The 23,460-nt window shown below is 29.7% G+C and carries 22 protein-coding genes; 17 read left to right on the forward strand and 5 right to left on the reverse strand.

The window, feature by feature from the left end; translation table 11 throughout:
- Positions 1-17: 17 nt before the first annotated feature.
- The 9 genes from BVC87_RS10575 to BVC87_RS10615 all read left to right on the forward strand — a co-directional run bounded on the left by BVC87_RS10575 (position 18) and on the right by BVC87_RS10615 (position 10,896).
- The gene (locus BVC87_RS10575; RefSeq protein WP_075342343.1) at positions 18-1,523 is read left to right on the forward strand and encodes a cryptochrome/photolyase family protein; all 1,506 of its coding nucleotides are present in this window, start codon (positions 18-20) and stop codon (positions 1,521-1,523) included.
- 1 nt (position 1,524) lies between these two features.
- Positions 1,525-3,018: a cryptochrome/deoxyribodipyrimidine photo-lyase family protein gene (locus BVC87_RS10580; RefSeq protein ID WP_075342344.1), complete on the forward strand. Its 1,494-nt coding sequence runs from the start codon at positions 1,525-1,527 to the stop codon at positions 3,016-3,018.
- A complete protein-coding gene (locus BVC87_RS10585) occupies positions 3,015-3,452 on the forward strand; it encodes a hypothetical protein (protein WP_075342345.1) in 438 nt (145 codons plus the stop codon). The genes BVC87_RS10580 and BVC87_RS10585 overlap by 4 nt, the downstream gene beginning before the upstream one ends.
- 320 nt (positions 3,453-3,772) lie before the next feature.
- Positions 3,773-4,039 carry a TIGR03643 family protein gene (locus BVC87_RS10590; RefSeq protein WP_075342346.1) on the forward strand — a complete coding sequence of 89 codons (267 nt, stop codon included), beginning with the start codon at positions 3,773-3,775 and terminating at the stop codon, positions 4,037-4,039.
- Positions 4,040-4,075: 36 nt separating this feature from the next.
- Positions 4,076-4,756 (forward strand): SDR family NAD(P)-dependent oxidoreductase, encoded by a 681-nt coding sequence (locus tag BVC87_RS10595; RefSeq protein ID WP_075342347.1) that lies wholly within the window; start codon positions 4,076-4,078, stop codon positions 4,754-4,756.
- Position 4,757: 1 nt separating this feature from the next.
- Positions 4,758-5,288, forward strand: coding sequence for a CIA30 family protein (locus BVC87_RS10600; protein ID WP_075342348.1), 531 nt, complete (start codon positions 4,758-4,760; stop codon positions 5,286-5,288).
- Between the two features lie 4 nt (positions 5,289-5,292).
- On the forward strand, positions 5,293-5,763 hold the full coding sequence (locus BVC87_RS10605; protein ID WP_075342349.1) for a TspO/MBR family protein: 471 nt from the start codon (positions 5,293-5,295) through the stop codon (positions 5,761-5,763).
- 434 nt (positions 5,764-6,197) lie between these two features.
- Positions 6,198-9,401: a SusC/RagA family TonB-linked outer membrane protein gene (locus BVC87_RS10610; RefSeq protein WP_075342350.1), complete on the forward strand. Its 3,204-nt coding sequence runs from the start codon at positions 6,198-6,200 to the stop codon at positions 9,399-9,401.
- 10 nt (positions 9,402-9,411) lie between these two features.
- The gene (locus tag BVC87_RS10615) at positions 9,412-10,896 is read left to right on the forward strand and encodes a RagB/SusD family nutrient uptake outer membrane protein (protein WP_075342351.1); all 1,485 of its coding nucleotides are present in this window, start codon (positions 9,412-9,414) and stop codon (positions 10,894-10,896) included.
- 97 nt (positions 10,897-10,993) lie between these two features.
- Here the strand turns inward: BVC87_RS10615 and BVC87_RS10620 are convergent, their stop codons facing one another.
- From BVC87_RS10620 to BVC87_RS10640, 5 genes are all read right to left on the reverse strand, one after another.
- On the reverse strand, positions 10,994-12,016 hold the full coding sequence (locus BVC87_RS10620) for an aldo/keto reductase (protein WP_075342352.1): 1,023 nt from the start codon (positions 12,014-12,016) through the stop codon (positions 10,994-10,996).
- Position 12,017: 1 nt separating this feature from the next.
- The gene (locus BVC87_RS10625) at positions 12,018-14,618 is read right to left on the reverse strand and encodes a DUF4132 domain-containing protein (RefSeq protein ID WP_075342353.1); all 2,601 of its coding nucleotides are present in this window, start codon (positions 14,616-14,618) and stop codon (positions 12,018-12,020) included.
- Positions 14,619-14,632: 14 nt separating this feature from the next.
- A complete protein-coding gene (locus BVC87_RS10630; protein ID WP_075342354.1) occupies positions 14,633-15,016 on the reverse strand; it encodes a hypothetical protein in 384 nt (127 codons plus the stop codon).
- A 129-nt stretch (positions 15,017-15,145) separates the two neighbouring features.
- Positions 15,146-16,159 carry a helix-turn-helix transcriptional regulator gene (locus BVC87_RS10635; protein ID WP_075342355.1) on the reverse strand — a complete coding sequence of 338 codons (1,014 nt, stop codon included), beginning with the start codon at positions 16,157-16,159 and terminating at the stop codon, positions 15,146-15,148.
- Positions 16,160-16,780: an HD domain-containing protein gene (locus tag BVC87_RS10640; RefSeq protein WP_234974658.1), complete on the reverse strand. Its 621-nt coding sequence runs from the start codon at positions 16,778-16,780 to the stop codon at positions 16,160-16,162.
- Between the two features lie 129 nt (positions 16,781-16,909).
- Here BVC87_RS10640 and BVC87_RS10645 point away from each other — a divergent pair, with 129 nt between their 5' ends.
- From BVC87_RS10645 to BVC87_RS10680, 8 genes are all read left to right on the forward strand, one after another.
- Positions 16,910-17,206 (forward strand): hypothetical protein, encoded by a 297-nt coding sequence (locus tag BVC87_RS10645; protein ID WP_075342357.1) that lies wholly within the window; start codon positions 16,910-16,912, stop codon positions 17,204-17,206.
- A gap of 225 nt (positions 17,207-17,431) precedes the next feature.
- Positions 17,432-18,460 (forward strand): RNA ligase, encoded by a 1,029-nt coding sequence (locus tag BVC87_RS10650; protein ID WP_075342358.1) that lies wholly within the window; start codon positions 17,432-17,434, stop codon positions 18,458-18,460.
- Positions 18,461-18,630: 170 nt separating this feature from the next.
- Positions 18,631-19,512: a phosphatase domain-containing protein gene (locus tag BVC87_RS10655; protein WP_075342359.1), complete on the forward strand. Its 882-nt coding sequence runs from the start codon at positions 18,631-18,633 to the stop codon at positions 19,510-19,512.
- A 9-nt stretch (positions 19,513-19,521) separates the two neighbouring features.
- Positions 19,522-20,202 carry a hypothetical protein gene (locus tag BVC87_RS10660; RefSeq protein ID WP_075342360.1) on the forward strand — a complete coding sequence of 227 codons (681 nt, stop codon included), beginning with the start codon at positions 19,522-19,524 and terminating at the stop codon, positions 20,200-20,202.
- Positions 20,186-20,551, forward strand: coding sequence for a hypothetical protein (locus BVC87_RS10665; RefSeq protein ID WP_075342361.1), 366 nt, complete (start codon positions 20,186-20,188; stop codon positions 20,549-20,551). The genes BVC87_RS10660 and BVC87_RS10665 overlap by 17 nt, the downstream gene beginning before the upstream one ends.
- A gap of 77 nt (positions 20,552-20,628) precedes the next feature.
- Complete coding sequence (locus BVC87_RS10670) at positions 20,629-21,315, forward strand: nucleotidyltransferase domain-containing protein (protein ID WP_234974660.1); 687 nt, start codon at positions 20,629-20,631, stop codon at positions 21,313-21,315.
- A 95-nt stretch (positions 21,316-21,410) separates the two neighbouring features.
- A complete protein-coding gene (locus BVC87_RS10675) occupies positions 21,411-22,466 on the forward strand; it encodes a nucleotidyltransferase domain-containing protein (protein WP_075342363.1) in 1,056 nt (351 codons plus the stop codon).
- 65 nt (positions 22,467-22,531) lie between these two features.
- A complete protein-coding gene (locus BVC87_RS10680) occupies positions 22,532-23,233 on the forward strand; it encodes a DUF434 domain-containing protein (RefSeq protein WP_075342364.1) in 702 nt (233 codons plus the stop codon).
- Positions 23,234-23,460 lie beyond the last annotated feature (227 nt).

Below are 23,460 nucleotides of genomic sequence, written 5' to 3' on the forward strand. Positions count from 1 at the left end.
AAGGATGAAAAATAAAAATGAATAAAAAAGTAATTATAATATTCCCACATCAATTGTTTAAAAACATTGATTTCTTCCCTAAAGATGCTGTTGCTTTTTTAGTAGAAGAATATTTGTTTTTTAGTCAATATAATTTTCATAAACAAAAATTAGCTTTTCATAGAGCTAGCATGAAATTTTATGAAAGATATTTAAAAGGTAAAGGCTTTTCTGTCGAGTATATAGAAGCTAAGCATGACAACTCTGACGTGCGTAAATTCATTCCAAAACTGATTGCAGAAGGTGTAGGGGAAGTTCATTATATAAATCCAACAGATAATTGGTTAGAAAAACGAATTCATGTTTTCAAAAGTAAAATTGAATTACATGAATACACTAATCCATTATTTATAAATACAAAAGAAGATTTACAATCCTTTTTCAAATCCACTAAAAAGAAGTTTTTTCAAACCTCTTTTTACAAAAAACAACGTGTAGATAGAAATATTTTAGTAACCAATGGAGATCCTGTAGGAGGGAAGTGGACTTTTGATGTTGATAACCGAAAAAAATATCCTAAAGGAAAAACACCTCCAAGTATCACTTTTCCTAGTAAAAACCAATATTTTCAAGAAGCAATAAAGTATACTGATAGCTATTTTACCAATAATATTGGATTACTTAATGCAACGCAAATTTATCCTACAACTTTTGAAGAAGCGGAAACTTGGTTACAAGAGTTTTTTGCTATTCGATTTTATGAGTTTGGCGATTACGAAGATGCTATAGTAAAAGATAAACATTTTTTAAATCACAGTATTTTATCACCACTAATTAATGTTGGATTGTTAGAGCCAATTCAGGTAATACAAAAGGCTATTGATTATGCATTAAAAAACGACATACCTATTAATTCGCTAGAAGGTTTTATACGTCAAATTTTGGGTTGGCGTGAATTTATTAGGGGAGTTTACGAAGTAAAAGGAACAGAAGAACGCACTAAGAACTTCTGGAATCATAAAAGAAAGATACCAGAATCATTTTATAATGGAACTACAGGAATTCTACCTGTAGATACCACAATCAGAAAAATTATAAAAACAGGATATGCACACCATATAGAACGTTTAATGATTCTTGGAAATTTTATGTTGCTCTGTGAATTTGACCCTGATGAAGTATACAAATGGTTTATGGAACTCTTTATAGATGCTTATGACTGGGTAATGGTACCCAATGTATATGGTATGAGTTTATTTGCTGATGGAGGATTAATGTCTACAAAACCCTACATAAGTAGTAGTAATTACATTAAAAAAATGAGTGATTACCCTAATGGAGAATGGCAAAAGATTTGGGATGGACTATTTTGGCGTTTTATGGATGTGAATAGAGAATTTTTATCTAAAAATCCAAGGTTAAATATGTTGATTAGAAATTTAGATAAGATGGGAGCTGAAAAGAGGAATGAACATTTTTCTAATGCAGCTTCATTCCTTGAAAATTTATACAAAAAGAATGAGGTACAATTAGATTTGTTATAGTATGAAACAGAAAGAAAATATATCAGTAGTTTGGTTAAAACGAGATTTACGATTGCATGATAATGAAGCAATTTATAATGCTTTAGAATCAGGAAGAAGAGTACTATTTTTATTTGTTTTTGAAAACCTTTTACTAAATGACCCACATTACAGTGATCGTCATTGGGATTTTATTAAGCAATCTATAGTAGATTTAAATGAAGAGTTAGCAAAATATAAAACCAAAGTATTATCTGTAAATGGTGAAATATTCTCTGTTTTTAATCAATTACTGAATCATTATCAAATATCAGAAGTATTTTCTCATCAAGAGACAGGACTTTTAGTTACATTTAATAGAGACAAAGAATTCGCCAGATACTGTAGAAATAACTCTATAGTATGGACAGAAAATATAAATAATGGTGTTTTACGAGGTTTACTGAATAGAGAAGATTGGTTTGAAAAATGGGAACGATATATGTATCAATCTCAATTGGAATTCCAAGCATCAACCCAGGATTTTATAACTGTTTCTGAAATCAATAGAATAGCTGATTATTTTCATACCACCGATCTAACAACAGATAAAAGTACAAACTTTCAATATGGTGGGAGAACTACAGCTTGGAAATATGCTGATAGTTTTTTTGAAAAAAGATATGAAAATTACATGTTTCATATTTCAAAACCAGAAGCATCCAGAAGTAGTTGTAGTAGATTATCTCCATATATAGCTTGGGGGAATATATCTATTAGAGAAGTGTTTCAAAAAGCTAAAAAGGTGAAAGAATCATCAGAAAGTAAAAGGCATTTAGGTGCATTTATTTCTCGTTTACGCTGGCAAGCACATTTTATTCAAAAGTTTGAAATGGAATGTACCATGGAAAATGCTAGTGTAAATAAAGGATATCACAAACTAAAAAAGTCAATATCAGAAACGTATAAGGTGGCTTGGGAAACTGGTCAAACCGGATTTCCTTTAGTCGATGCAGCTATGCGATGCCTAAATACAACAGGATATATAAATTTTAGAATGAGAGCTATGCTAGTATCTTTCTTTACACATATTCTTTGGCAGCCTTGGCAAGAAGCTACATATCATTTGTCACGAAATTTTTTAGATTTTGAACCTGGTATTCATTTTCCACAGTTACAAATGCAAGCAGGAGAAACTGGAATTAATAATTTACGCATTTATAATCCTACAAAAAATGGAATTGAACATGATCCAGATGCAATCTTTATTAAAAAATGGGTGCCTGAAATAGCACATTTACCTATTCCTTTCATACATGAACCTTATTTAATGACACCGTTAGATCAGCAATTTAGTAAATGTATATTAGGTAAAGATTATCCAACTCCAATAGTCGATATTAAAGAAAATAGGAAAAAAGCCAGTGATATTTTATGGAATATGAAAGACGATCTTTTAGTAAGAAAGGAGAGTCTTAGGATTTTAAAGAAGCATACTATTAATAATAGAAGTAGAATGTTAAGAGACGATTCATGATTTTTAATACAACATACACAAACGAAGATTTTTTAGTACATAGTAAAGAACTATTAGGAAAACCATTTTCATTACTGAATAAAATAAAAATGAAAGGTATTGGTTCTGGTAGATTTATGATTGCTGAAGTTAGTGAGAAATTAAAAACAACTAAAAAACAATTCTCGGAATTGCACTATGGCAATATCGAAATGCGTCCCAAGGGTATACTGGTACATTTTACCAATAGATTAGAAAGATTCTCATGGTGTATTCCTTATCATAAACTAGTAATCTATAATGCAAGTTTCTTTAGTATTCATGCAGAAGGTAGTTTTATAAAATTTAAAAAGAATAAAAATTATACAGAGAACAAAAAGTTTATCGATAAAATGATTGATTATAAAAACGAATATCTAAACTTGGATTATTATGATTCACCATTATTTAAATAGCATCAAAACTCTAATAAATCATGATGATAAATAAATATTAAAATGTGAAGAATGAAGTATGGAGCCTGAACTCAAATATAAATCCCCTAATCTAAAAGTCAGGCTTCTAACTTCAGACTTTCAGCCTTATATATATAATAATAATTGAAGTTAGATGCAATAATCGATTACTAAAAAAATAATATGTAAAACATAGAATATTAGTGTACTAATAAATAATAAGTATTAAAAATGTGAAGAATGAAGTATGGAGCCTGAACTCAATGTAAATCCCCTAATTTAAAATTCAGGCTTCTAACTTCTATCTCTAATCTTAAAAAATGACAGAAAGACAAATAGATAGAATTATAGAAATGGCTTGGGAGGATCGTACAACTTTCGACGCTATCCAATTTCAATTTGGATTAAAAGAGCAAGAAGTTATTGAATTGATGCGAAAAGAAATGAAACCTTCGAGTTTTAGAATGTGGCGTAAAAGAGTACAAGGAAGAGCAACTAAACATCAAGCCAAAAGACCTTTTGAGAAAGGAAGATTTAAGTGCACAAGACAAAGAAATATATCAAATAATAAAGTTTCTAAACGATAAATGTTTAGAGTTTAAATAAAACATCACAAATTTCATATGAAAACAATTTTAGTAGTAGGTGGAAGTAAAGGAATCGGTAATGCCATAGTAAATTCACTACAAGAAACACATAAAATTATTAATTTTAGTAGGAGTGAAGTGGCTAGTCATTCTAATGTAACCCATTATTCTATTGATATTTTGCAAGATGAATTACCTGAACTTTCTGAGGAAATTAATGGCTTGGTTTTTTGTCCGGGAAGTATTAACTTAAAACCGATTGGAAGACTAAAATTAGAAGATTTTAGAAATGACTTTGAAATTAACGTAGTTAGCGCTGTAAAAGTTATTCAGAAGTATATCAATTCATTAAAAAACAATAACGGAAGCGTGGTTTTATTCAGTACCGTAGCCACTAAATTAGGAATGCCGTTCCATGCAAGCGTATCAGCAAGTAAATCAGCTGTAGAAGGATTAACAAAGTCGTTAGCTGGAGAATTTGCAACCAAAGTACGTATCAACTGTATAGCTCCTACCGTTACAGATACATCTTTAGCAGAAAAGTTATTACGAAATGATAAACAGCGTGAGAATATGGAGATGAGACATCCTTTAAAAAAGTACTTAAAGGCTGATGAAGTAGCAAGTTTGGCTACGTATTTGTTATCAGATAATGCATCGGCAATATCAGGTCAAGTTTTTCCAATTGACGCAGGTATAGTAAGTTTAAAATTATAATATGAAATATTTAGCTCTTATTGTTATGTTATTCACCTTTCAAGAACCTATAACTATTGTGGATTTCTCTCAAAAATCTGATGTGAAAAATTGGAAAATTACTAATGACGATGTTATGGGAGGAGTATCTACCTCTACGATGGTATTAAATGAAAATAACAAAGGGGTGTTTTCAGGTCAAGTCTCTACAGAAAATAATGGCGGATTTGCTATGATGAGATTACCCGTAGACGTAAAGCTTAATAACAATTCTAAAAAAGTAAAGATTCGATTAAAAGGAGATGGAAAACAGTATCAATTTAGAGTAAAATCAAATCCAGCTGAAAGACACTGGTATATCCAAGAGATTCAAACCAATGGAGACTGGCAAACTATTGAGTTAAATTTAAATAGTTTATATCCAGTATTTAGAGGGAATAGATTACGACGACAAAATTTTAATCATACTATAATAAGAGAAATTGCTTTTTTAATAGGAAATAAGAAAAATGAAAGTTTTTCTTTAATTCTTGACTATATAAAAATTGAATAACTGCATGCAAAAATCATACATACGATTCTTCATTTTCCTAATTGTAAATTTCCTAGCTTTATATATTGGAACCTTATTAATGAATGATGGTCCAAGAACTGAATGGTATATAAATTTAAACAAAGCACCTTGGACTCCTCCTGGTTGGGTTTTTGGAGCTGCTTGGACAACCATAATGTTACTATTTGCATTTTACATGACCAAACTAAGTTTTGAATTTGAGTATCTAAATAAAAACCTAATCATTTTATATGCTGTTCAATGGTTTTTAAATGTGATATGGAACTTTCTATTTTTTAATCAACACTTAACATCAGCTGGATTATTCAGTATATTTCTTTTATGGTTATTAATAGGGTATTTTACTTTCAAACATTTGAAACAATTAAAATATTATAGTTTATTAATCTTACCTTATTTAATTTGGATGACTATAGCTACTAGTTTAAATGCATTTGTAGTTTTTAAAAATTAGTAATCGTTTTCCATGTGTTTTAATTGTTAATCATGAATAAGATTAGTGAATTAATTTCATCGTTTTTTAGTGAAATTATACCTATATTATATAGTTGTTAGTCTTTACTTCATTACTTTTTAGCATAATCTTCAGATATTGATATTCTTCAAAATGATATTTTTTTGACTTTTGCATAAAAAATAAGTAAAGAAATTGCTTAACTGAGGTTATAATTATTTTAACAGTATATAATTATTTTTTTGAAATTGTTAGTTAATAATCAGTTAATTATATTTTTTTTATTGATTTTGTAAAAAAGCTGCTTTTATATTATTATTGTTATCGAATTCGTAGAGTTTACGTTGTTTTGATGGTTTTTTTAAAAAGATAAAGTTGTTTAATTTGATTTTATTCATCACATTTGCTGCTCAATTAATGCAAACAAAAACATAATGAAAAAAAAAACTAATCAAATCTTAACATTTCTGTTAGTGCTTTTAGTGCAAATTTCTTTTGCGCAAGAAAAAACAATAACAGGAACTGTTTCGGACTCTAGTGGTCCTTTACCAGGTGTAAACGTGGTAGTAAAAGGTACGTCAAACGGAACTGAAACCGATTTTGATGGAATTTACACAATTAAAGCAAAAACAGGAGATGTTCTTGTTTTTTCTTTCGTTGGTATGAAAAAAGTTGAAAAAACGGTTGGAGCTTCTAGTAAAATGGATGTTTTATTAGATTCAGACAATTTACTTGAAGAAGTAGTTGTTGTAGCTTATGGTACTCAATCTAAGAATTCACTTACAGGATCTGTTAGTATAATAGATCAAGAACAGGTAGAGAATGCAACGTTCGCTAACCCAGTAAAAAGTTTAGAAGGTTTAGTTTCCGGTTTAAGAATTATTCAAGCGGATGGTAATCCTGGAGCTGACCCTATTATCAGGATTAGAGGGTTTAACTCAATTAATGCTGATAGCGCACCACTTATTGTATTAGATGGTGTTCCTTACACAGGTAGCTTAAGTAGTATTAATCCAAGAGATATTGAATCCACTACAGTGTTAAAAGATGCTTCTTCTACTTCATTGTATGGTAATAAAGCAGCGAATGGGGTTTTATTAATTACAACTAAATCAGGAGGAAAGAATAGATTGGATATAAACATTGACAGTAGAGTAGGTATAACACAGAGAGGTGCTAAAGAATATAATATTATAGAATCACCTGGTGAGTTCTATGAATCTTACCACAGTGTTTTAGCAAACTCTGAATTTTACAGACAAAATGCAGCAGGTACTCCTATTACTATAGAGCAAGCTAGACAATTTGCTTCTGATAATTTAATTGATAGATTGGGAAATTATAACTTATTTAATGTTTCAGATAATCAGTTAGTTGATCCTGTAACGGGTAAGTTAAACAGTGCGGCTGTTTTACAAGTAAATGATAGATGGGAGGACGCTTTATTTAGAGACGCAGCTACTTTCTATTCTAATAATATTAGTATTGCTGGAGGTACAGATGATGTTACCTATTACTTATCATTAGGTTCTGAAACCAATAATGGATATACCGTAAGAAGTAGTTTTGAAAGGCATTCAGCACGTTTAAAAGCAAGTTCTGCAAAAATATTTGATGTGCTTACATTAAGTGGAGATGTGGCTTATGCACAATCTGAAAGTCAAGCAGTTCCATCTACATTAACTGCTGCAGGTGTACCTACAGCAAATTTTTCAAATGCCTTTGCTTGGACAAGAAGAATTGCACCAATTTATCCTACTTTTCAATATGATGAAAACTGGAATCCTATTTTAGATTCATCTACTCCAAGTGGTTTAGCCTACGACTTTGGTACACCACAGTTTTTTCCTGACGGATCAAGTAGGGGAGCTAGAAACTATGCTGTTGGAGAACATCCATTGGCTGTAATCGAAAATACTATTGAAACAAACATTAGAGATAATTTCAATGGAGGTTTAAGAGGAAAGATTGATTTACCTTTGGATATTAAGTTCGAGTATGTAATGAACTACTTATCACAAACTGACAGAGCTACTGACTTTACTAAACCAGCAGCTGGAGCTTTTGCGTTTGCACAAGATGGTTTATTAACAAACGCTAGAAATAATTTCTCTGCTTTTACCAATCAACAATTATTGACTTGGAAGAATAATAATGATACGCATAGTTTTGACGCACTTTTAGGTCATGAAACTTACGAAGAAAACTTTACAACATTATCTCTTACAAAGTATAATCTTATAGGTGACTTAAGTCCTATTTTAGATAATACATCTCTGTATATAAGGGCAAGTAATTTTAATACCAATTACACTACTGAAGGGTATTTTTCTAGATTTATTTATGGTTTAAAAGATACTTACTTTTTAAATCTAACAGGTAGATATGATGCGTCTTCTGTATTCCACCCAGATGTACGTTGGGGAGCCTTTTGGTCGGCAGGAGCTTCGTGGGTCATGAGTAATGAGAGTTTCTTAGAAGATTCTGATGTAATTGACTATGCAAAATTATCTGTAAACTATGGTACCACAGGTAACGATAGAATTTTCTATCCAGGGACTACTATTAGAAACCTAGTAGCCTATGAGAATCAATTTGAAATCGATGAAAATGATGGAGTATTAACACAAAATTTATTATATTTAGGTAATGAAGAATTAACTTGGGAAAAGTCAGTAAGCTTTGATGTATCTTACGAAATAAATTTATTTGGCAGAGTAAATTTATCTTTAGGGTATTTTAGAAAAGAAACAGATGACTTATTATTTCATAAACCATTATCATTATCAACAGGACAGGCTTCTATACCTGTAAATGGAGGTACAATGATTAATAGTGGTATAGAAGCAGAAGTTGCGTGGAATGTTATAAATAAAGATAATTTTAAGGTTAATTTTAATGCAAATGCATCTACATTAAATAATGAAATTACAGTTCTGCCAAATGATAATGATCCAATTCCATTTGGAAATTTCCGTAGAGAAGTAGGTAGAAGTCTTTTTGAATATTATATGGTGGAATTTGCAGGTGTAAATCCTGATAATGGAAATGCTCAATATTACACGATAGATGATGCTTCAGGAGAGAGAGTTGTAACAGAAGATTATTCCAATGCGGCAGCAAAAGGTAGAACTTTTTTAGGTAAAGAAGCAATTCCAGATGTTACAGGTGGTTTTGGGTTGAATTTAGAAATAGGAGATGTTTCTTTAGGAGCTCAATTTGCTTATCAGATTGGCGGCTATGGTTTAGATAGTGAATACTTTAGTTTACTTGGTGAAACTCGACAGGTTATTAATTTTCCTGATTATGACAAAACGTGGACAGTAGATAATCCTACAGCTAGTTTACCTAGAGTAGATCCTTTAGTGGATGATCAATATCAATTTTCAGATCTTTATTTAGTAGATTTAAGTTATCTAAGTTTAAGTAATATTAATCTATCGTATACGTTAAATAATGATGCTTTTAAGAAATTTCATGTTGATAATGTTAGATTTTATGGAACAATTAATAATGCGTTCTTATTGTATAGTGCAAGGCAAGGATATGACCCTCGTTTGAATTCAATAGGTAGGTCATCTGCTGAATACGGAGCTAATAGAACAATAGCTTTTGGTGTTAATATTAACTTGAATTAAATAACTAATTATGAAAAAAAATAAAATTTTGAGTATTAGAACAAACACATATCTGCACTTAATCTTATTGTCTGTAACAGTTTTAATGTCATGTGCAGATTTTGAACAAGATTTTGCAGATGAAAGATTTCATACAGTGTCTCATGCACAGGCAGTTACTGCTGCAGGAGGTACACAAGGTATTAAGGCTTTAGATGCTGGTATTCTATCTTATTTCAGAGATGGTGAAACCAGTGACGATGAATTTGGTATAAAAGCTGTCGATCTTGGTATGGATTTAAGAAGTAACGATATGGATATGAGTAGAAACACTTGGTTTGGAGCTTATAATAATTATGATAACAGAATTTTAACTTCTAATGATAATGAATACATTTGGGAGTTCTTTTATAAAATTATCAATAGAGCAAATCTTATAATTAACTCTGTTCCAGATAATCCGACAGAAGAACAAATAATATTTAAAGCTAAATCACATACCTATAGAGCGATAGCATATTTCTATTTAATACGTATTTATCAGCATACTAGAGCAGCCGATGCTACTGAAGCTATTCCGATAGATCCAGGAAATTTTGAACCACAGCCTAAATCTACCGTAGCTCAGGTTAAACAATTAATCTTAGACGATTTAAACACTGCATACGAAGGATTAAAAGATTATGGTAGAGCCTCAAAAGAAGAAGTAGATGGTAGTGTAGTAGCAGCATATTTAGCAAGATATCACTTAACCTATGAAAACTGGGTAGATGCAGAAAAGTTTGCAGATATCGCTATGAGAGCTGGAACTATTAGTGCAGATATAATGCATGGTTTTGACGAAATTTCATTATCAGAAGTTATTTGGGGTGCTTCTGTAACAGATTCCACTTCAGAGATTTATGGATCTTTTTTCTCGCACACAAGTCAAATTAATGATGGATATAGTGGATGGAATCATTTTAAAACAGTCAACTCTAACTTATACGATATGATCCCTGCAACAGATACTAGATTAGCTTGGTTTGCTGATCAACAGTATGCACCTGGGACAGTAATGGTACCAGGAACTTGGGGACACTATAATATTACGCCTAAGTATACTAGTTTAAAGTTTATTGCGCAGCCTGGTCCTGGTCAGTTTATTGGAGATTACATTTACTTAAGAAATACAGAGTTTTATTTAACAAAAGCAGAAGCATTGGCTAGACAAGGTAGAGACATGGATGCGCAGCAAGTTTTATTTGATTTAAATTCTGTTAGAGATCCTGGATATGCGAAGTCTACGAATACTGGACAAGCTTTAATCGATGAGATTTTATTATACAGAAGAATTGAATTATGGGGAGATGGAGTTGCTTTCTTTGATATGGCGAGAAATGGAGTTGGCTTAAATAGAAAAGATGGTAGAACCAACTTAGTTATGCCTGGAGCTGATTTGGTTATTCCTGCATTAGATGACCAATTAATATATTCAATACCTCAACAAGAGATTGATGCAAATCCAAATTTCTAAAATTTAGAAAAAGGATTGTATTTTTAAAATAATGAAACCAGAGAGAAATCTCTGGTTTTTTTAGTGTATAAGAGTTTTTTAAGTACTATTAAATTGTTTATTTAAAACTATGTGTAAGCATATGGATTTGTTTAATTTCTTCTTCTGAAAACAAAGTGTTGTGAGTAGCTTTTATATTTTCTTCCAATTGATTAGGAGAACTTACACCAACTAAAACAGAAGTAATTCCTTTTTGATTCAATAACCAAGAAATTGCCATTTGATGTAATTTTTGTCCTCTGTTTTGAGCAATCGCATTCAATTTTTTAACTACAGGAAGTTTTTCTTCTACGGCATTTACATCTAAATAAGTTTTACTTTTTAGTGCTCTTGAATTTTCAGGAATTCTGGAAATGTACTTATCAGTCAATAAGCCTTGCGCTAAAGGAGAGAAAGCAATACACCCTAACTTATTTTCTGCAAGTGTAGTCAGTAAATTATTTTCAATAGAACGATCAAATAATGAATATCTTGATTGGTGTATGATAAACGGAACTTTTAACTCTTTTAATAATTTTGCCATTTCATTAGTTTCATCGGTGTTATACCTAGAAACGCCAACATATAAGGCTTTCCCTTGTCTAACAATATCATAAAGAGCTATAGCTGTTTCTTCCAATGGAGTATTAGGATCTGGTCTATGGTGGTAGAATAAATCTACATATTCCAAATTCATTCGTTGTAAACTTTCATCAATACTGGAGATCAAATACTTTCTAGAACCATGATTACCATATGGACCAGGCCACATATCATAACCAGCTTTAGTAGCTATAAATAACTCATTTCTATAACTTTTAAAATTTTGTTTATACAATAAACCGAAACTTTCCTCCGCACTTCCGTAAGGCGGACCATAATTATTTGCTAAATCAAAATGAGTAATACCATGATCAAAAGCAGTACGAAGAATAGCTTCAGCATTGGCCATATGATCATATTTTCCAAAATTATGCCATAAGCCTAGAGAAATAGCGGGCAATAATACACCGCTTTTACCTGATCTATTATACGATATTTTTTGATAACGATCTTCTTTAGGGATATAAGTTTTATAATTAGATTTATCGTTGATGTGCATGTTATTTTGCTCTATTAATTTGGCTAGTGATAGTAGTATCAGTGATTTTAGTGTCTTCTGCTAATAAAAAAGCTTTACTCAATACAATAGAAAGTCCTCGATCTCCTTCAAAAGGGATAAATAATTTATCCGTAGTAGTATCAGAAGATCTGGAAGGAACAATACATAAATATTGATCATTAGGTTCCATTAAAATATTTCCACTTCCAATATGAATTTTATACGTTCGTAAATCACCTTTTACAATTAAAAACTTTCCATCAATATGTGTCTTATTCTTAATCTTAGTAAGTCTAGGTAATAATCGTGCTAAAATAGTTTTTCTTGTTTTTGCGATTTCGTTTAAGTCACCAAAAGAATACGCATTCCAGTAATCTCTATGAGTTTGTCTCGCACCATTATTATCTCGCCATTCAGGATCGTTACCAACGCTACATACGCCAACAAATAAATCTACATCTCTCATAATTTCAGAAAAAACAATTTTAGGAACATCTATTAGATCCATTAAATTATTATCTGAGTTGAGGAAACGAACTTGATCTGTAGCAATATAGAACCAAATACCAGCATCATTAAAAGCTTCATAGTCATTCAATTCATCAATCCAAAATTCTGCAGTAATTCCATATTCAGGTAAAAACTTTGAACATATTTCATTATCTCTTCCATCATCATAAGCTCCCATTAGTGAATATTTCCAATCTCTTAGTGTAGCAAGTGTTTTAAACTGATGTTGTTTTAAAATATGTGCTGCCATTCTATTAGAATAGTTTCGTGTGTTAATTTCAGCATCAGTAAGTATATACAATTCCCTAAAAGCCTGTTTTATGGGTTGTTTCAATTGATGGTCTATAATAAACTCTCTCCATTGTATAATATCTTCTTCATTAGAAAATACAGGATGCCAAAGTTGTACAGTACAATCCTTATTTATCCAGTCAATAACTTCATTAGTATGGGTAATCCATTGATTATCTTTTAAAATTACATCTACCTTTTCAGTCTCATTGGTAAATGTCCAAATTAATTTAGAAGTAATGGGCTGTACTAAACCATGGTGTAAGTAATATTTTTCAAAAGAAGCATAATCCCAAGTTCTATTCAGAATAAACTGATTATCTATTCTGGTTTTTTGAGCTGAATATACTTTTTGAATTTCTTTAATCTCTTTTCGTATATCTTTTAACTTATTGGATAAAGACTCACTATTTTTAACAACACTAGGCACAGATTTTAATGTAGAATGATCTGGTTTAAACCATTGTTGTTTTACTTTACTTTCTTCTATATAAATAGATAATGAGTAATCTTCAAAAGCAATTTGTTTTTGCCCATTTTCAAGATTAAAATTGGGGATTGACATTTCCTTTAACTCTTCTACCGATACATTGTATTTTTTAGCGCCTTCAGTTAGATATTTATCAATAACTTTTTTAATATTATTCTGTTTCAACTTCAGTTTTAAACGAGATAAAGCGCCTAAGCCATCTTTGCCTCTCATGTTACCTAAAACATAGGCACAAGCATTTCCGATACTGGCTGCAGCTGGACCAATACCTGGCATTTTAGTGTATGATTTTTCTAGTAAAGTGCTAAGTAAATTGACAGTAGTTTTGTCTGAAAAAGACTCCATGGTCCAAACAATTCCTTTAATGAACTGTTTAGAAGGATCACATAGGTATTCTGAATGGACATACTCATATTCAGATCCATCATTATAGGTATATTTTTGTTTTTGCTCAATTATTGATTTCCCAATAGCAACAGTAATAATATCTTGAGTTATTTTTCGATAGGTATCTTTTTTAATAGCTTTTATATAAGTAGCTACTTCGTTTTGAAACTTTTTTGTAGGTTTTCCTCCAGAAGCAGCGTAAGCAAGTGTTAATAGTTTATGAAGTTCTTGACTATTATTATACCCACTTATGATTTCATTTACTTCTTTTCCAATATCATTGGTTTGTAATTTAAATGTAACGATATCATCTTCGGATTGAATGATTTTATATAATTTGGCAATTGATTTTTTGAGATCACTACCCCAATAATACTTGCTATCACTTTGAAAGAATTCCCATCTAGTAACTTCCTTAATGTAATTTTTTAGTGTATCAGAAAGTCCATTTTTCTTTACATAACGCTCAATTTGTTGAATAGCATAGTTTATAGGGTACTTGGATAAATCACCATAATAATCATGTTTCTTTAAATTAGAAAAACAGGTATGTAAAGTAGAGAAAAACTCAATCCATTCTTCCTCATTATACGATTGATTTTTACGCATTAAAGCACTTAATACTACTTTGGCAGTATCTGATTTTTCTCTATGAGGTGTCTCATCACGCCATCCATGTTTATTTTTTTTACTTTTTAAGTGTAATAGCATTTCAGCTTCATCATATTTTAATAAACTGATGATAAACGGTTTTATAAAAGCTGGTTTTTCTTTTTTTAAATTCTCATAAACTTCTACGCCTGTAAGATAACTTGGAGAATAGACGTAACTTTTTTCCTTTAAAATTTGACTAATAATATCGTCTATTTTAGAAAAGTTGGGATCTTGAGATTTTTTAGATTTTGGTTTTAAAAAGTTTAACATAACAATTAGAAGTATTATCCACCAACTAAAGGTGTAAGTTTTAAAAATGAGATTGAAGTAGTTTCATCTACTAATATTTGTTGTTCTAAATTTTCTACTTGCTCATTATCGACTAAAATGAAGAAACCATTTTTTTGAAAAGCATCAAGAGCAATATATACTTGCTCCTCAATATCAATTTTAGGAGCTTTCTTTTTATTTAACCGCATTTCTAGGTTTGTAGGTAATACCAAACCATTTCTATAAATTTCTGAGCTTTTATAGTATTTTTCAACTTCAACAGTAACTCTAGCTTTGATAAGTTCAGCAACAGTGATGTACTCGTTTTTAAATTTTAAAGTGATTTCATTTAAAATATCTCCGCTTAATGCTTCGTCTTTTATTATGATACTTTTCATAGATATATAATTTGTTTCAAGATACTAAAAAGTAATGAACCGTGCTGATGTTATTATAATGATATGTAGTTGAATTTTTTTGACTTCTAATAGGTGTAAAAAATAAAAAAACATGACTATTTTATATGCTTACAGTTCGTTTTCAGGTTCATAGTTTTTATAAGCTCTTCCTAATTGTCTTTTTATTTGATCTTTTAACTTTTGAGGTTTTAGTATTTTAATAGATTCTCCATACCCCAAAATCACGCGTTCTAATTCAAAATTAATTTGAACTAAAATATTAAAAATCACACCATCTTCTGTTTCTCTAATCACACGTTGTGTATGATGGAAAGGTTTCGTAATTACATACGGAGCTAGCCTTTTTTCAATCCAAAATTCTACTCTTCTCGGTTTAGAGTTTGAAACAGTAACTCCTATAACATTTTTAAAATACGCATCACCATTAACTGCTTTATCTCGATATTCGATATCATTTTTTTCTTCAATATCTATGATACGATCGAGAGCCAAATTCATAAAATCAGTTTTATGAAATACAATAAGAAACCACCGGTTGTTAAATTCTTTTAGTAATTGTGGGTGAACAATTAATTTACTTTCTTGTCTAGCTCTAAAAGATTTATACGTAATTTCTAAAACTCTCTTTTTTTGTATGGCATGATATAAAGGATCTATAAAATGTAACCCTTTAAGTTGCTCATTTTTATCCAAATGAATAATAGCACGGTTATTTTCTTGTGAAGAATATACAGAGTCCTCTAAACGCTGTAAAACACCATCCATCTCTTTAAATAATGAAAAGTCTTTAAATTGACGAAGTACTTGAATGGCATTATTCATCACTTTTATATCATTTTCCGTAACCGGAATATTCATAATAGAATAACCTTCTTCAGCATAACGATAATACTTACGTTGGTATACTTCAATAGGAGCGTTGTATCCTAATTTATCGCTGCGCATCATCTGAATATCAAGTTGAACAGTTCTTTTACTTACATACACATCTTTACCTTCATATTCATACAAAGCATCGGAACAAGCATCAATTAAATCATCTAAAGTCCATTTACGTAGGGTGTTTCGTAAACATTGATCTATGGTTTTATAGCGAATTAAAGCATTTTTGTTAGACGCCATTTATAATTTATTTAATTCCGTTTTTAAATTCAATTTAGCTTGTTTTTCATATAGATTGATAAACGTATCAGTCTTATAAATGAAAGGTTTATTAATGAAATGTTGTAACACCTTTTTTCTTCCTTTTTTGTATACTATTTCTGGAATAAGTTTGTATTCTTTACGAATCAATTTTGCGTATTGCTGATATACTTCAGAAGACTGACCTAAAATTGCTAAATCAAAATCGATTAAAAATCGAGTATCATTATCTGAACCTTCATGAGTTTTAGTAGCTAAAATTTGATTAAAAATGGTACTTAAATCATTTTTAGATAATAATTCCTGAAGTTCTTGCATAGCAAAATCAGCGCTTTTTTCTTCGTTATCTTTCTTCCAAATATTATAAATAACATCATGATAAAAAATAGAAAAAGAAATCAAATTCGAGTTTTCTAATTCATTTTCATACGTATCAAAATAAGAGAAGATTTCATCTAAGTGTTTTAGATTGTGGTACGTACGATGCTTTTCTGTATAATGTGTTTCAATTTCATTCCATAATGTTGAAACTAGCTCAGTATCCTGAGAATAAAGCGATAATAACTGGGTAAAACGTTCTTTTAAAGTCAATTTTTTCAATTAAATAGTTAGTATTACAAAAATATAAACTAATTTTACAATGAATTTAAGGAATTAAATTTATTCGTTCTTTACTTTTCATACAAGCAATAGTCTTTGAATTAATGTTAAATTTAAATACTAATAATTATGAATTGGAAAATTCAAAAGCTATTGAATGGAGAAACAATTATCTCTAAAGAACCAGGAAACTCAATGTTACCCATTTTAAAATCAAGACAACCTGTTGTTTTAACGCCAGTGCAATGGCAAGATTGCAAAGAAGGTGATATCGTTTTCTGTAAAGTACGAGGAAATTGTTTTACACATTTAGTAAAAGGTAAAAACGAAAAACGAGGATTACTCATAGGTAATAATCGTGGACATCTTAATGGATGGACGAAAAATGTATATGGTATAGTAACTGAAATCTTACCATTTAAGTAGTGCTAATCAGCACTTTTTTTGTTTATAGACTTTTCATATTTAATATAAATTTCAATTTTTTAGAATTATTTTTTTTTACGCAAAAAGATTGCGTAATAGAGCTGGATATTTGCAGTGTGATTAAGAAAAACGTCGTTTGAGTGGGAAAAAGCTCGAAAAAGAAAGAAAAATAATTTTAAAACGAAACAAGATGAAAATTACAGGAAAAGATTTAATTGAAATGGGATGAAAAAAAATATTTTAAATATTGAAAAATTAGAAGAGGCAATTCGTAATGGATATATTCACAATAATAAACATCCTGAAGCTGATTTGTGGATTTATAATTATACACAATCAGCACAATATGAAAGTTATTGGACTAGAGAAACATTACAATGTAGAGGATTAATTTTAGATGCAAATTATAATATAGTTGCTAACCCTATCGCTAAGTTTTTTAATGTTGAAGAAATTGGATATGAAAATTTACCAGATCTTCCTTTTAAAATACTTGAAAAAGTAGATGGCTCATTAGGTATATTATATTGGTTACATAACACCCCGTATATAGCAACAAGAGGTTCTTTTACAAGTAAACAGTCAATAAAAGCGAATCAATTATTAAATGAAAAATATAAGAATTGCATTCAGAACTTAGATTCAAAAAAGACTTATGTATTTGAAATTATTTATCCTGAAAACAGAATTATAGTAGATTATGGTAAAGAAGAAAAACTAATACTTCTAGCTATTATCGATATAGAAACAGGAATTGAAGAGGAGTTAATTGATATAGGTTTTCCATTGCCTAAACAATATTTTTACGAAAGTGTTGAGGAATTAAAAGAATTAGATTGGAGTAATAAAGAAGGGTTTGTAATTCGATATGAAAATGGTTTTAGAGTAAAAGTAAAATTCGAACATTACGTAGAATTACATAAAATTATAACTCAAATTTCTTCTTTAACTATTTGGGAAACCTTAAAAGAGGAGGGAAGTTTAACAAAATGGATTGAAGATGTTCCAGACGAATTTTTCAAATGGGTAAAAAAAACAGAATCAGATTTAAGATTAAAATTTAAAAATATAGAAGAAATAGCAAAGTTAGAATATAAAGAGTTTGCTACAGATAGAGAGACTGCTGCTTATTTTCAAAGCTGTACATATCCCGCTATATTATTTTCAATGAAAAATAAGAAAAACTACGATCAAATTATTTGGAAAATGATTCGTCCGGTATTTGAAAAGGCATATTCTAACGAGTACAATTAGAAATTAAAATATTATAACATTATTAATGATAACTATTTTACGTCATTCCGAATTTATTTCGGAATCTCAAGATACTCATACTTTAAGTTCTTGATGAGAACCTGAAACAAGTTCAGGTTGACGTGATTAATTTCAAAATAGATTAAGAATTACAATTAAAAATTAAGAAAATGAAAAGAATAATCATATTAAAAGGAATACCAGCATCAGGAAAATCAACATATGCTAAAAAATTAGTATCAGAAAACCCTGGAATGTACAAACGTATTAATAGAGATAGTTTACGTGAAATGTTAGATGCAAATCACTTTAGTAAAGGAAATGAAAAGTTTATTGTGAAAACAAGAGATTTTTTAATCAAAGAAGCGCTTTTAGCAGGAAAGCATGTTATTGTTGACGACACAAATCTTTACGATAAAAATGAGGAAAGAATTACTGAAATAGCTAGAGAATACACTGATGAAACAGGTCATGCTGTAAAAGTTGATGTGAAATTAATGGAAATAGATGTAGACGAAGCTATTCGCAGAGATGCTGCCAGAGAGAAATCAGTTGGAAGAGAAGTGATTTTAAGAATGGATAAACAATTAAAAACAAAAGAAAAGTTAAAGAACGAATATGTAAAGCAAGATGAAAATTTGCCAAAATCTATTATTTGTGATTTAGACGGAACCTTATCTTTAATTACGAATAGGAGTCCGTTTGATGGTAGCAAATGTGAGCAAGATTTACCTAATGTACCAATAGTTAACTTAGTTAAGAACTATCAGAAATTAGGGTATAAAATCCTATTACTTTCAGGTAGAGATGGACAATACAAGCCAGAAACAGAGTCTTGGTTACAAAAGCATGAAGTAAACTATGATAAACTTTGGATGCGTAATCCTAAAGACAAAAGAAAAGATTCAATCATAAAAGAAGAATTATATAGAAACGAAATTGAAAATAAGTTTTACGTAGAATTTATTCTAGATGATAGAAATCAAGTTGTTGATTTATGGAGAAAGAAGTTAAAACTTCCTTGTTTACAAGTATTCTATGGAGATTTTTAAACTAAAATTATGGAAACTCCATATCAAATTTTCGGCTCTAAAAGTTCAGTTGACTTGGATGTATGTTTTTTTGTTGATGAATTAAAAACAATACATGAAAACCACGAAACGATAAAAGCATACATCGAAAAGTCAAATTTTAATACAAATAAAGCCATAAATGCTAATTTATCAATTATTGAAAATGGTATTGTTATAAATTGTTTCAAAGGAGAAAAAGATGAATTAAACAATGCTTTATATGAAACCTACGAATTACATTCACAACGATTTGAAAAAAAGATAAAAATTAAAGTTAATAGAAATGTTGAAGCTAGAATAGAAAGATGTTTGCGTTCTCTAATATCATATTTCACAAGAACTGAATTTAGAATAAAAGCCAAAGAAGCTTTACGAGGAAGGATTAATGATAAGGTTATTTTTTTAGAGAATATACGACTTGATCAGATTAAAGATTTTGGTAAAAATGGTTCACATATAGAAGTGTATAAAACAATAGCTTTTCAATTAGGAATAACGTTGGGACTGATAGAATCTGTTGAGTTATATACTAAAGAAAGTATCATTAAACATTATCCAGATTTGAAAAACTACTTATTAAGAAAAGAAAGTAATGTAAATGTATTACAAGAGTATTTAGAAAAGTTTATAAGCATTATGAAAAAGGGAAAGGATGAAACTATATTGTAAAAAATGTAAGTATTTATTAGTAGAAGGATTAATTAAAGCGAAAAGTAGTGAAGTTATTTATACAGATGAAATTAGTTTAATTCCAAAAGGAAAATATTTAATTAATAATGATGTTTGGAATTTTGAAGACCTACAAATTACTTATCTAATTAATATTAAAAGTATAAAATTAAAAGATCATTATGATTATAAAAAAATGCAAGGTTGTTGTGGACCTTCTGGATTGGATGGTTTAAATCAATTATGTCCTACTTGCAATGAAGAAATAGGAGTTTTAATAGCAGACTGTTTTACTCCACACTTTATTGGAATAGAAAAAAATAAGGTTAGTGAAGATCCTCTCTGGTAAATATAAATTAAAGGTAAGATTATGAAAAAAAGAATTTTAGAACATTTAACTGCATTAGAAAAAAAAAGAATATTGAAATTCTATTTGCAGTAGAATCAGGGAGTAGAGCTTGGGGTTTTGCTTCTCCAGATTCTGATTACGATATCCGATTTGTCTACAAACATTCTAAAGACTGGTATTTAAATCTTTGGGAAACAAAAGATACGATCGAATTTATGACAGAAGATGATTTAGACGGATCAGGTTGGGATATCAGAAAAGCACTTCGTTTACTAGCAAAGTCAAATGCTTCGTTTACGGGTTGGTTATTTTCATCTGTAATTTATAGAGCAAATACCACTTTTTTAGAAGAATTAAAAATATTGGCAAGCGAAAACTTTAATCCAATTGCAGGCTTTCATCATTTTCATTCAATGAACAAAGGTTTTGAGGAAACCTTAGGAACTGATAAAATGACATTAAAGAGTTTCTTTTACACCATCAGAACAGCTTTATGCGCCAATTGGATTGCTAAAAAACATACAATTCCACCAGTTTATTTCAAAGATTTGTATGAGTTAATTGATGCATCTTATCATACTAAAATTGATTATATAATTGAGTTAAAAAGTAAACGTATTGAAAAGAGTAAAGAAAATGTTAGTGAAGAATTGATTGATTTGGTTCGAATGGTTATTGAAGAAAACAATAAATTACAAAATAATTTACCAAGTAGTAAAGCAAATCAAGAAGCATTTAATAGTTTCTTTTTGAAATATGTGTAACGTCATTGCGATTGTAGCAAAGCGAAGAGAAGCAATCTGTTTTTATAAATTGAAAGATTGCTTCATTTCATTCGCAATGACATAAAATTTATAAAATGACACTAGAAGAATTAAAAAAATCAAACTCGATCATTTTCGAAAGTATCAGTGGAAGTAGAGCATACGGATTACAAACACCTACTTCAGATATAGATATTCGTGGTGTTTTTATTTTACCAAAAGATAAATTCTATTCGCTTGATTATGTTGGACAAATCAATAATGAAACGAATGATATAGTGTATTATGAATTAAGAAAGTTTATAGAATTATGCTTAAAGAATAATCCTAATATCTTAGAATTATTAAATATGCCAAATGAGTGTATTCAAATTAAACATCCTATTTACGATAAAATTACATCAGAGTTATTTTTATCAAAATTATGCAAGAATACATTTGCTAATTATGCTTTTACTCAGATTAAAAAGGCGAGAGGTTTAAATAAGAAAATTGTAAATCCGGTTGAAAAAAAACGAAAAGAAATCATTGATTTTTGTACTGTTCTTCAAGGGAAAAAGTCATTATCATTAAAAGAATATTTAACAGAACATGATCTAGATATTAATAACTGCGGATTGGCTAAAATTCCAAATATGAAGAATTGTTTCAATTTGTTTTATAGTGATTCATTAGGTTATCAAGGAATCGCGAGAGAAAATGCAAATGAGGTGTGTACAAGTTCAATTCCAAAAGAAGAAAAGCCAATTGCTGTTTTATACAGTAATTTAGAAGGTTATTCATCGTATTGTAAAAAGTACAAAGAATATTGGGACTGGGTCGATAAAAGAAACGATGAACGTTATAAAAGTAACATATCTCATGATAAAAATTACGATGCAAAAAATATGATGCATACATTTCGTTTATTGCACATGGCTAGAGAAATTGGACTAACAAATATAATTCAAGTAAAAAGACCCGATAGAGAATATTTATTATTAATTAAAAATGCTGAATTTGAATATGATGAACTGGTTAACACAGCTCAAGATATGAGAGCAGAATTAGAGGATGTTTATGATAGTTCTAACTTGCCAGAACAGTCAGATAAAGATCAAGTAAATGAGTTATTAATTAACATAAGAGAACAATTTTACACTTTAACATAAGTTGGTTAAGCATAATTATATTACTCCTTATATTCTAAAATTCTTAACTCCTAAAAAACTAAGAAATGCCCAAAAACAGAGGAAAAGAAGGTTCAGATGATCGATTATTTGGACAAGAATTTATGCAACGAAAACTCAAAGAAGCCGTTTCTGATATGTCTTTTTTATTAGAACGCGGTTATGGAGAATTTTCTTCTTGCGAATTGGTTGGTAATCGATATAAACTCAATAAGCGACAACAACAAGCAATCAAAGGAATGTCTGCAGCAGCATCAGCTGTAAAAAATAGAAAAGTAAAGCAAATTCTGAAAGAGAATTTGATCGGTAAAGAAATCATAATTGATGGTTTTAATCAGATTATATTATTAGAAAGTATACTTTCAAATGCCTATGTATTTCAAGGCAAAGATGGAGCATATAGAGATTTATCATCACTGCATGGAACGTATAAAAGTGTACATCAAACAGAAGAAGCTATCCGATTAATTGGAGATTTCTTTCAAAAGTACAAAGTCAAAAAAGTAACATGGATTTTCGATCAACCTGTTTCCAATAGTGAAAGAATGAAAACTAAGTTATTATCCATAGCAGAAGAATTTAAGTATAATTGGGAAGTAATTTTAGAAAATAATCCAGATAAAGTTATTGCAAACAGTGAATCTATAGCTGTAACTTCAGACGCTTGGATTTTGGATCGTGTGGAAGTATGGTTCAACTTAATACAAGAATTACTACCTAAGGATTACCAAATGTTGATTTCTAGTTAATTAACAATTGCAATTACCAATAAACTAATGTTGGTTTGGGATGAATTATGATCTAAATGATTAAAGAATTGTATTTGTCAAATTGTAATGGTATTTATTAACAATCTAAAATTTGACCTATTGATAAAAAGTTTGAAAATCAAGGCAGCAGCATTGGAAGAAGATGAAAAACTGTTTGAGTGATAGCGAGTTTTTTTCATCTGTGGCTGTAGATGCTGTAGTATTTT

Source organism: Tenacibaculum agarivorans (genome assembly GCF_001936575.1).
Lineage (GTDB): Bacteria > Bacteroidota > Bacteroidia > Flavobacteriales > Flavobacteriaceae > Polaribacter > Polaribacter agarivorans.

Excerpts from the sequence above, each read along its gene's own strand:
- BVC87_RS10575 (WP_075342343.1), top strand. The coding sequence starts at position 18 with ATGAATAAAAAAGTAATTATAATATTCCCACATCAATTGTTTAAAAAC.
- BVC87_RS10580 (WP_075342344.1), top strand. The coding sequence starts at position 1,525 with ATGAAACAGAAAGAAAATATATCAGTAGTTTGGTTAAAACGAGATTTA.
- BVC87_RS10585 (WP_075342345.1), top strand. The coding sequence starts at position 3,015 with ATGATTTTTAATACAACATACACAAACGAAGATTTTTTAGTACATAGT.
- BVC87_RS10590 (WP_075342346.1), top strand. The coding sequence starts at position 3,773 with ATGACAGAAAGACAAATAGATAGAATTATAGAAATGGCTTGGGAGGAT.
- BVC87_RS10595 (WP_075342347.1), top strand. The coding sequence starts at position 4,076 with ATGAAAACAATTTTAGTAGTAGGTGGAAGTAAAGGAATCGGTAATGCC.
- BVC87_RS10600 (WP_075342348.1), top strand. The coding sequence starts at position 4,758 with ATGAAATATTTAGCTCTTATTGTTATGTTATTCACCTTTCAAGAACCT.
- BVC87_RS10605 (WP_075342349.1), top strand. The coding sequence starts at position 5,293 with ATGCAAAAATCATACATACGATTCTTCATTTTCCTAATTGTAAATTTC.
- BVC87_RS10610 (WP_075342350.1), top strand. The coding sequence starts at position 6,198 with ATGAAAAAAAAAACTAATCAAATCTTAACATTTCTGTTAGTGCTTTTA.
- BVC87_RS10615 (WP_075342351.1), top strand. The coding sequence starts at position 9,412 with ATGAAAAAAAATAAAATTTTGAGTATTAGAACAAACACATATCTGCAC.
- BVC87_RS10620 (WP_075342352.1), bottom strand. The coding sequence starts at position 12,016 with ATGCACATCAACGATAAATCTAATTATAAAACTTATATCCCTAAAGAA.
- BVC87_RS10625 (WP_075342353.1), bottom strand. The coding sequence starts at position 14,618 with ATGTTAAACTTTTTAAAACCAAAATCTAAAAAATCTCAAGATCCCAAC.
- BVC87_RS10630 (WP_075342354.1), bottom strand. The coding sequence starts at position 15,016 with ATGAAAAGTATCATAATAAAAGACGAAGCATTAAGCGGAGATATTTTA.
- BVC87_RS10635 (WP_075342355.1), bottom strand. The coding sequence starts at position 16,159 with ATGGCGTCTAACAAAAATGCTTTAATTCGCTATAAAACCATAGATCAA.
- BVC87_RS10645 (WP_075342357.1), top strand. The coding sequence starts at position 16,910 with ATGAATTGGAAAATTCAAAAGCTATTGAATGGAGAAACAATTATCTCT.
- BVC87_RS10650 (WP_075342358.1), top strand. The coding sequence starts at position 17,432 with ATGAAAAAAAATATTTTAAATATTGAAAAATTAGAAGAGGCAATTCGT.
- BVC87_RS10655 (WP_075342359.1), top strand. The coding sequence starts at position 18,631 with ATGAAAAGAATAATCATATTAAAAGGAATACCAGCATCAGGAAAATCA.
- BVC87_RS10660 (WP_075342360.1), top strand. The coding sequence starts at position 19,522 with ATGGAAACTCCATATCAAATTTTCGGCTCTAAAAGTTCAGTTGACTTG.
- BVC87_RS10665 (WP_075342361.1), top strand. The coding sequence starts at position 20,186 with ATGAAACTATATTGTAAAAAATGTAAGTATTTATTAGTAGAAGGATTA.
- BVC87_RS10675 (WP_075342363.1), top strand. The coding sequence starts at position 21,411 with ATGACACTAGAAGAATTAAAAAAATCAAACTCGATCATTTTCGAAAGT.
- BVC87_RS10680 (WP_075342364.1), top strand. The coding sequence starts at position 22,532 with ATGCCCAAAAACAGAGGAAAAGAAGGTTCAGATGATCGATTATTTGGA.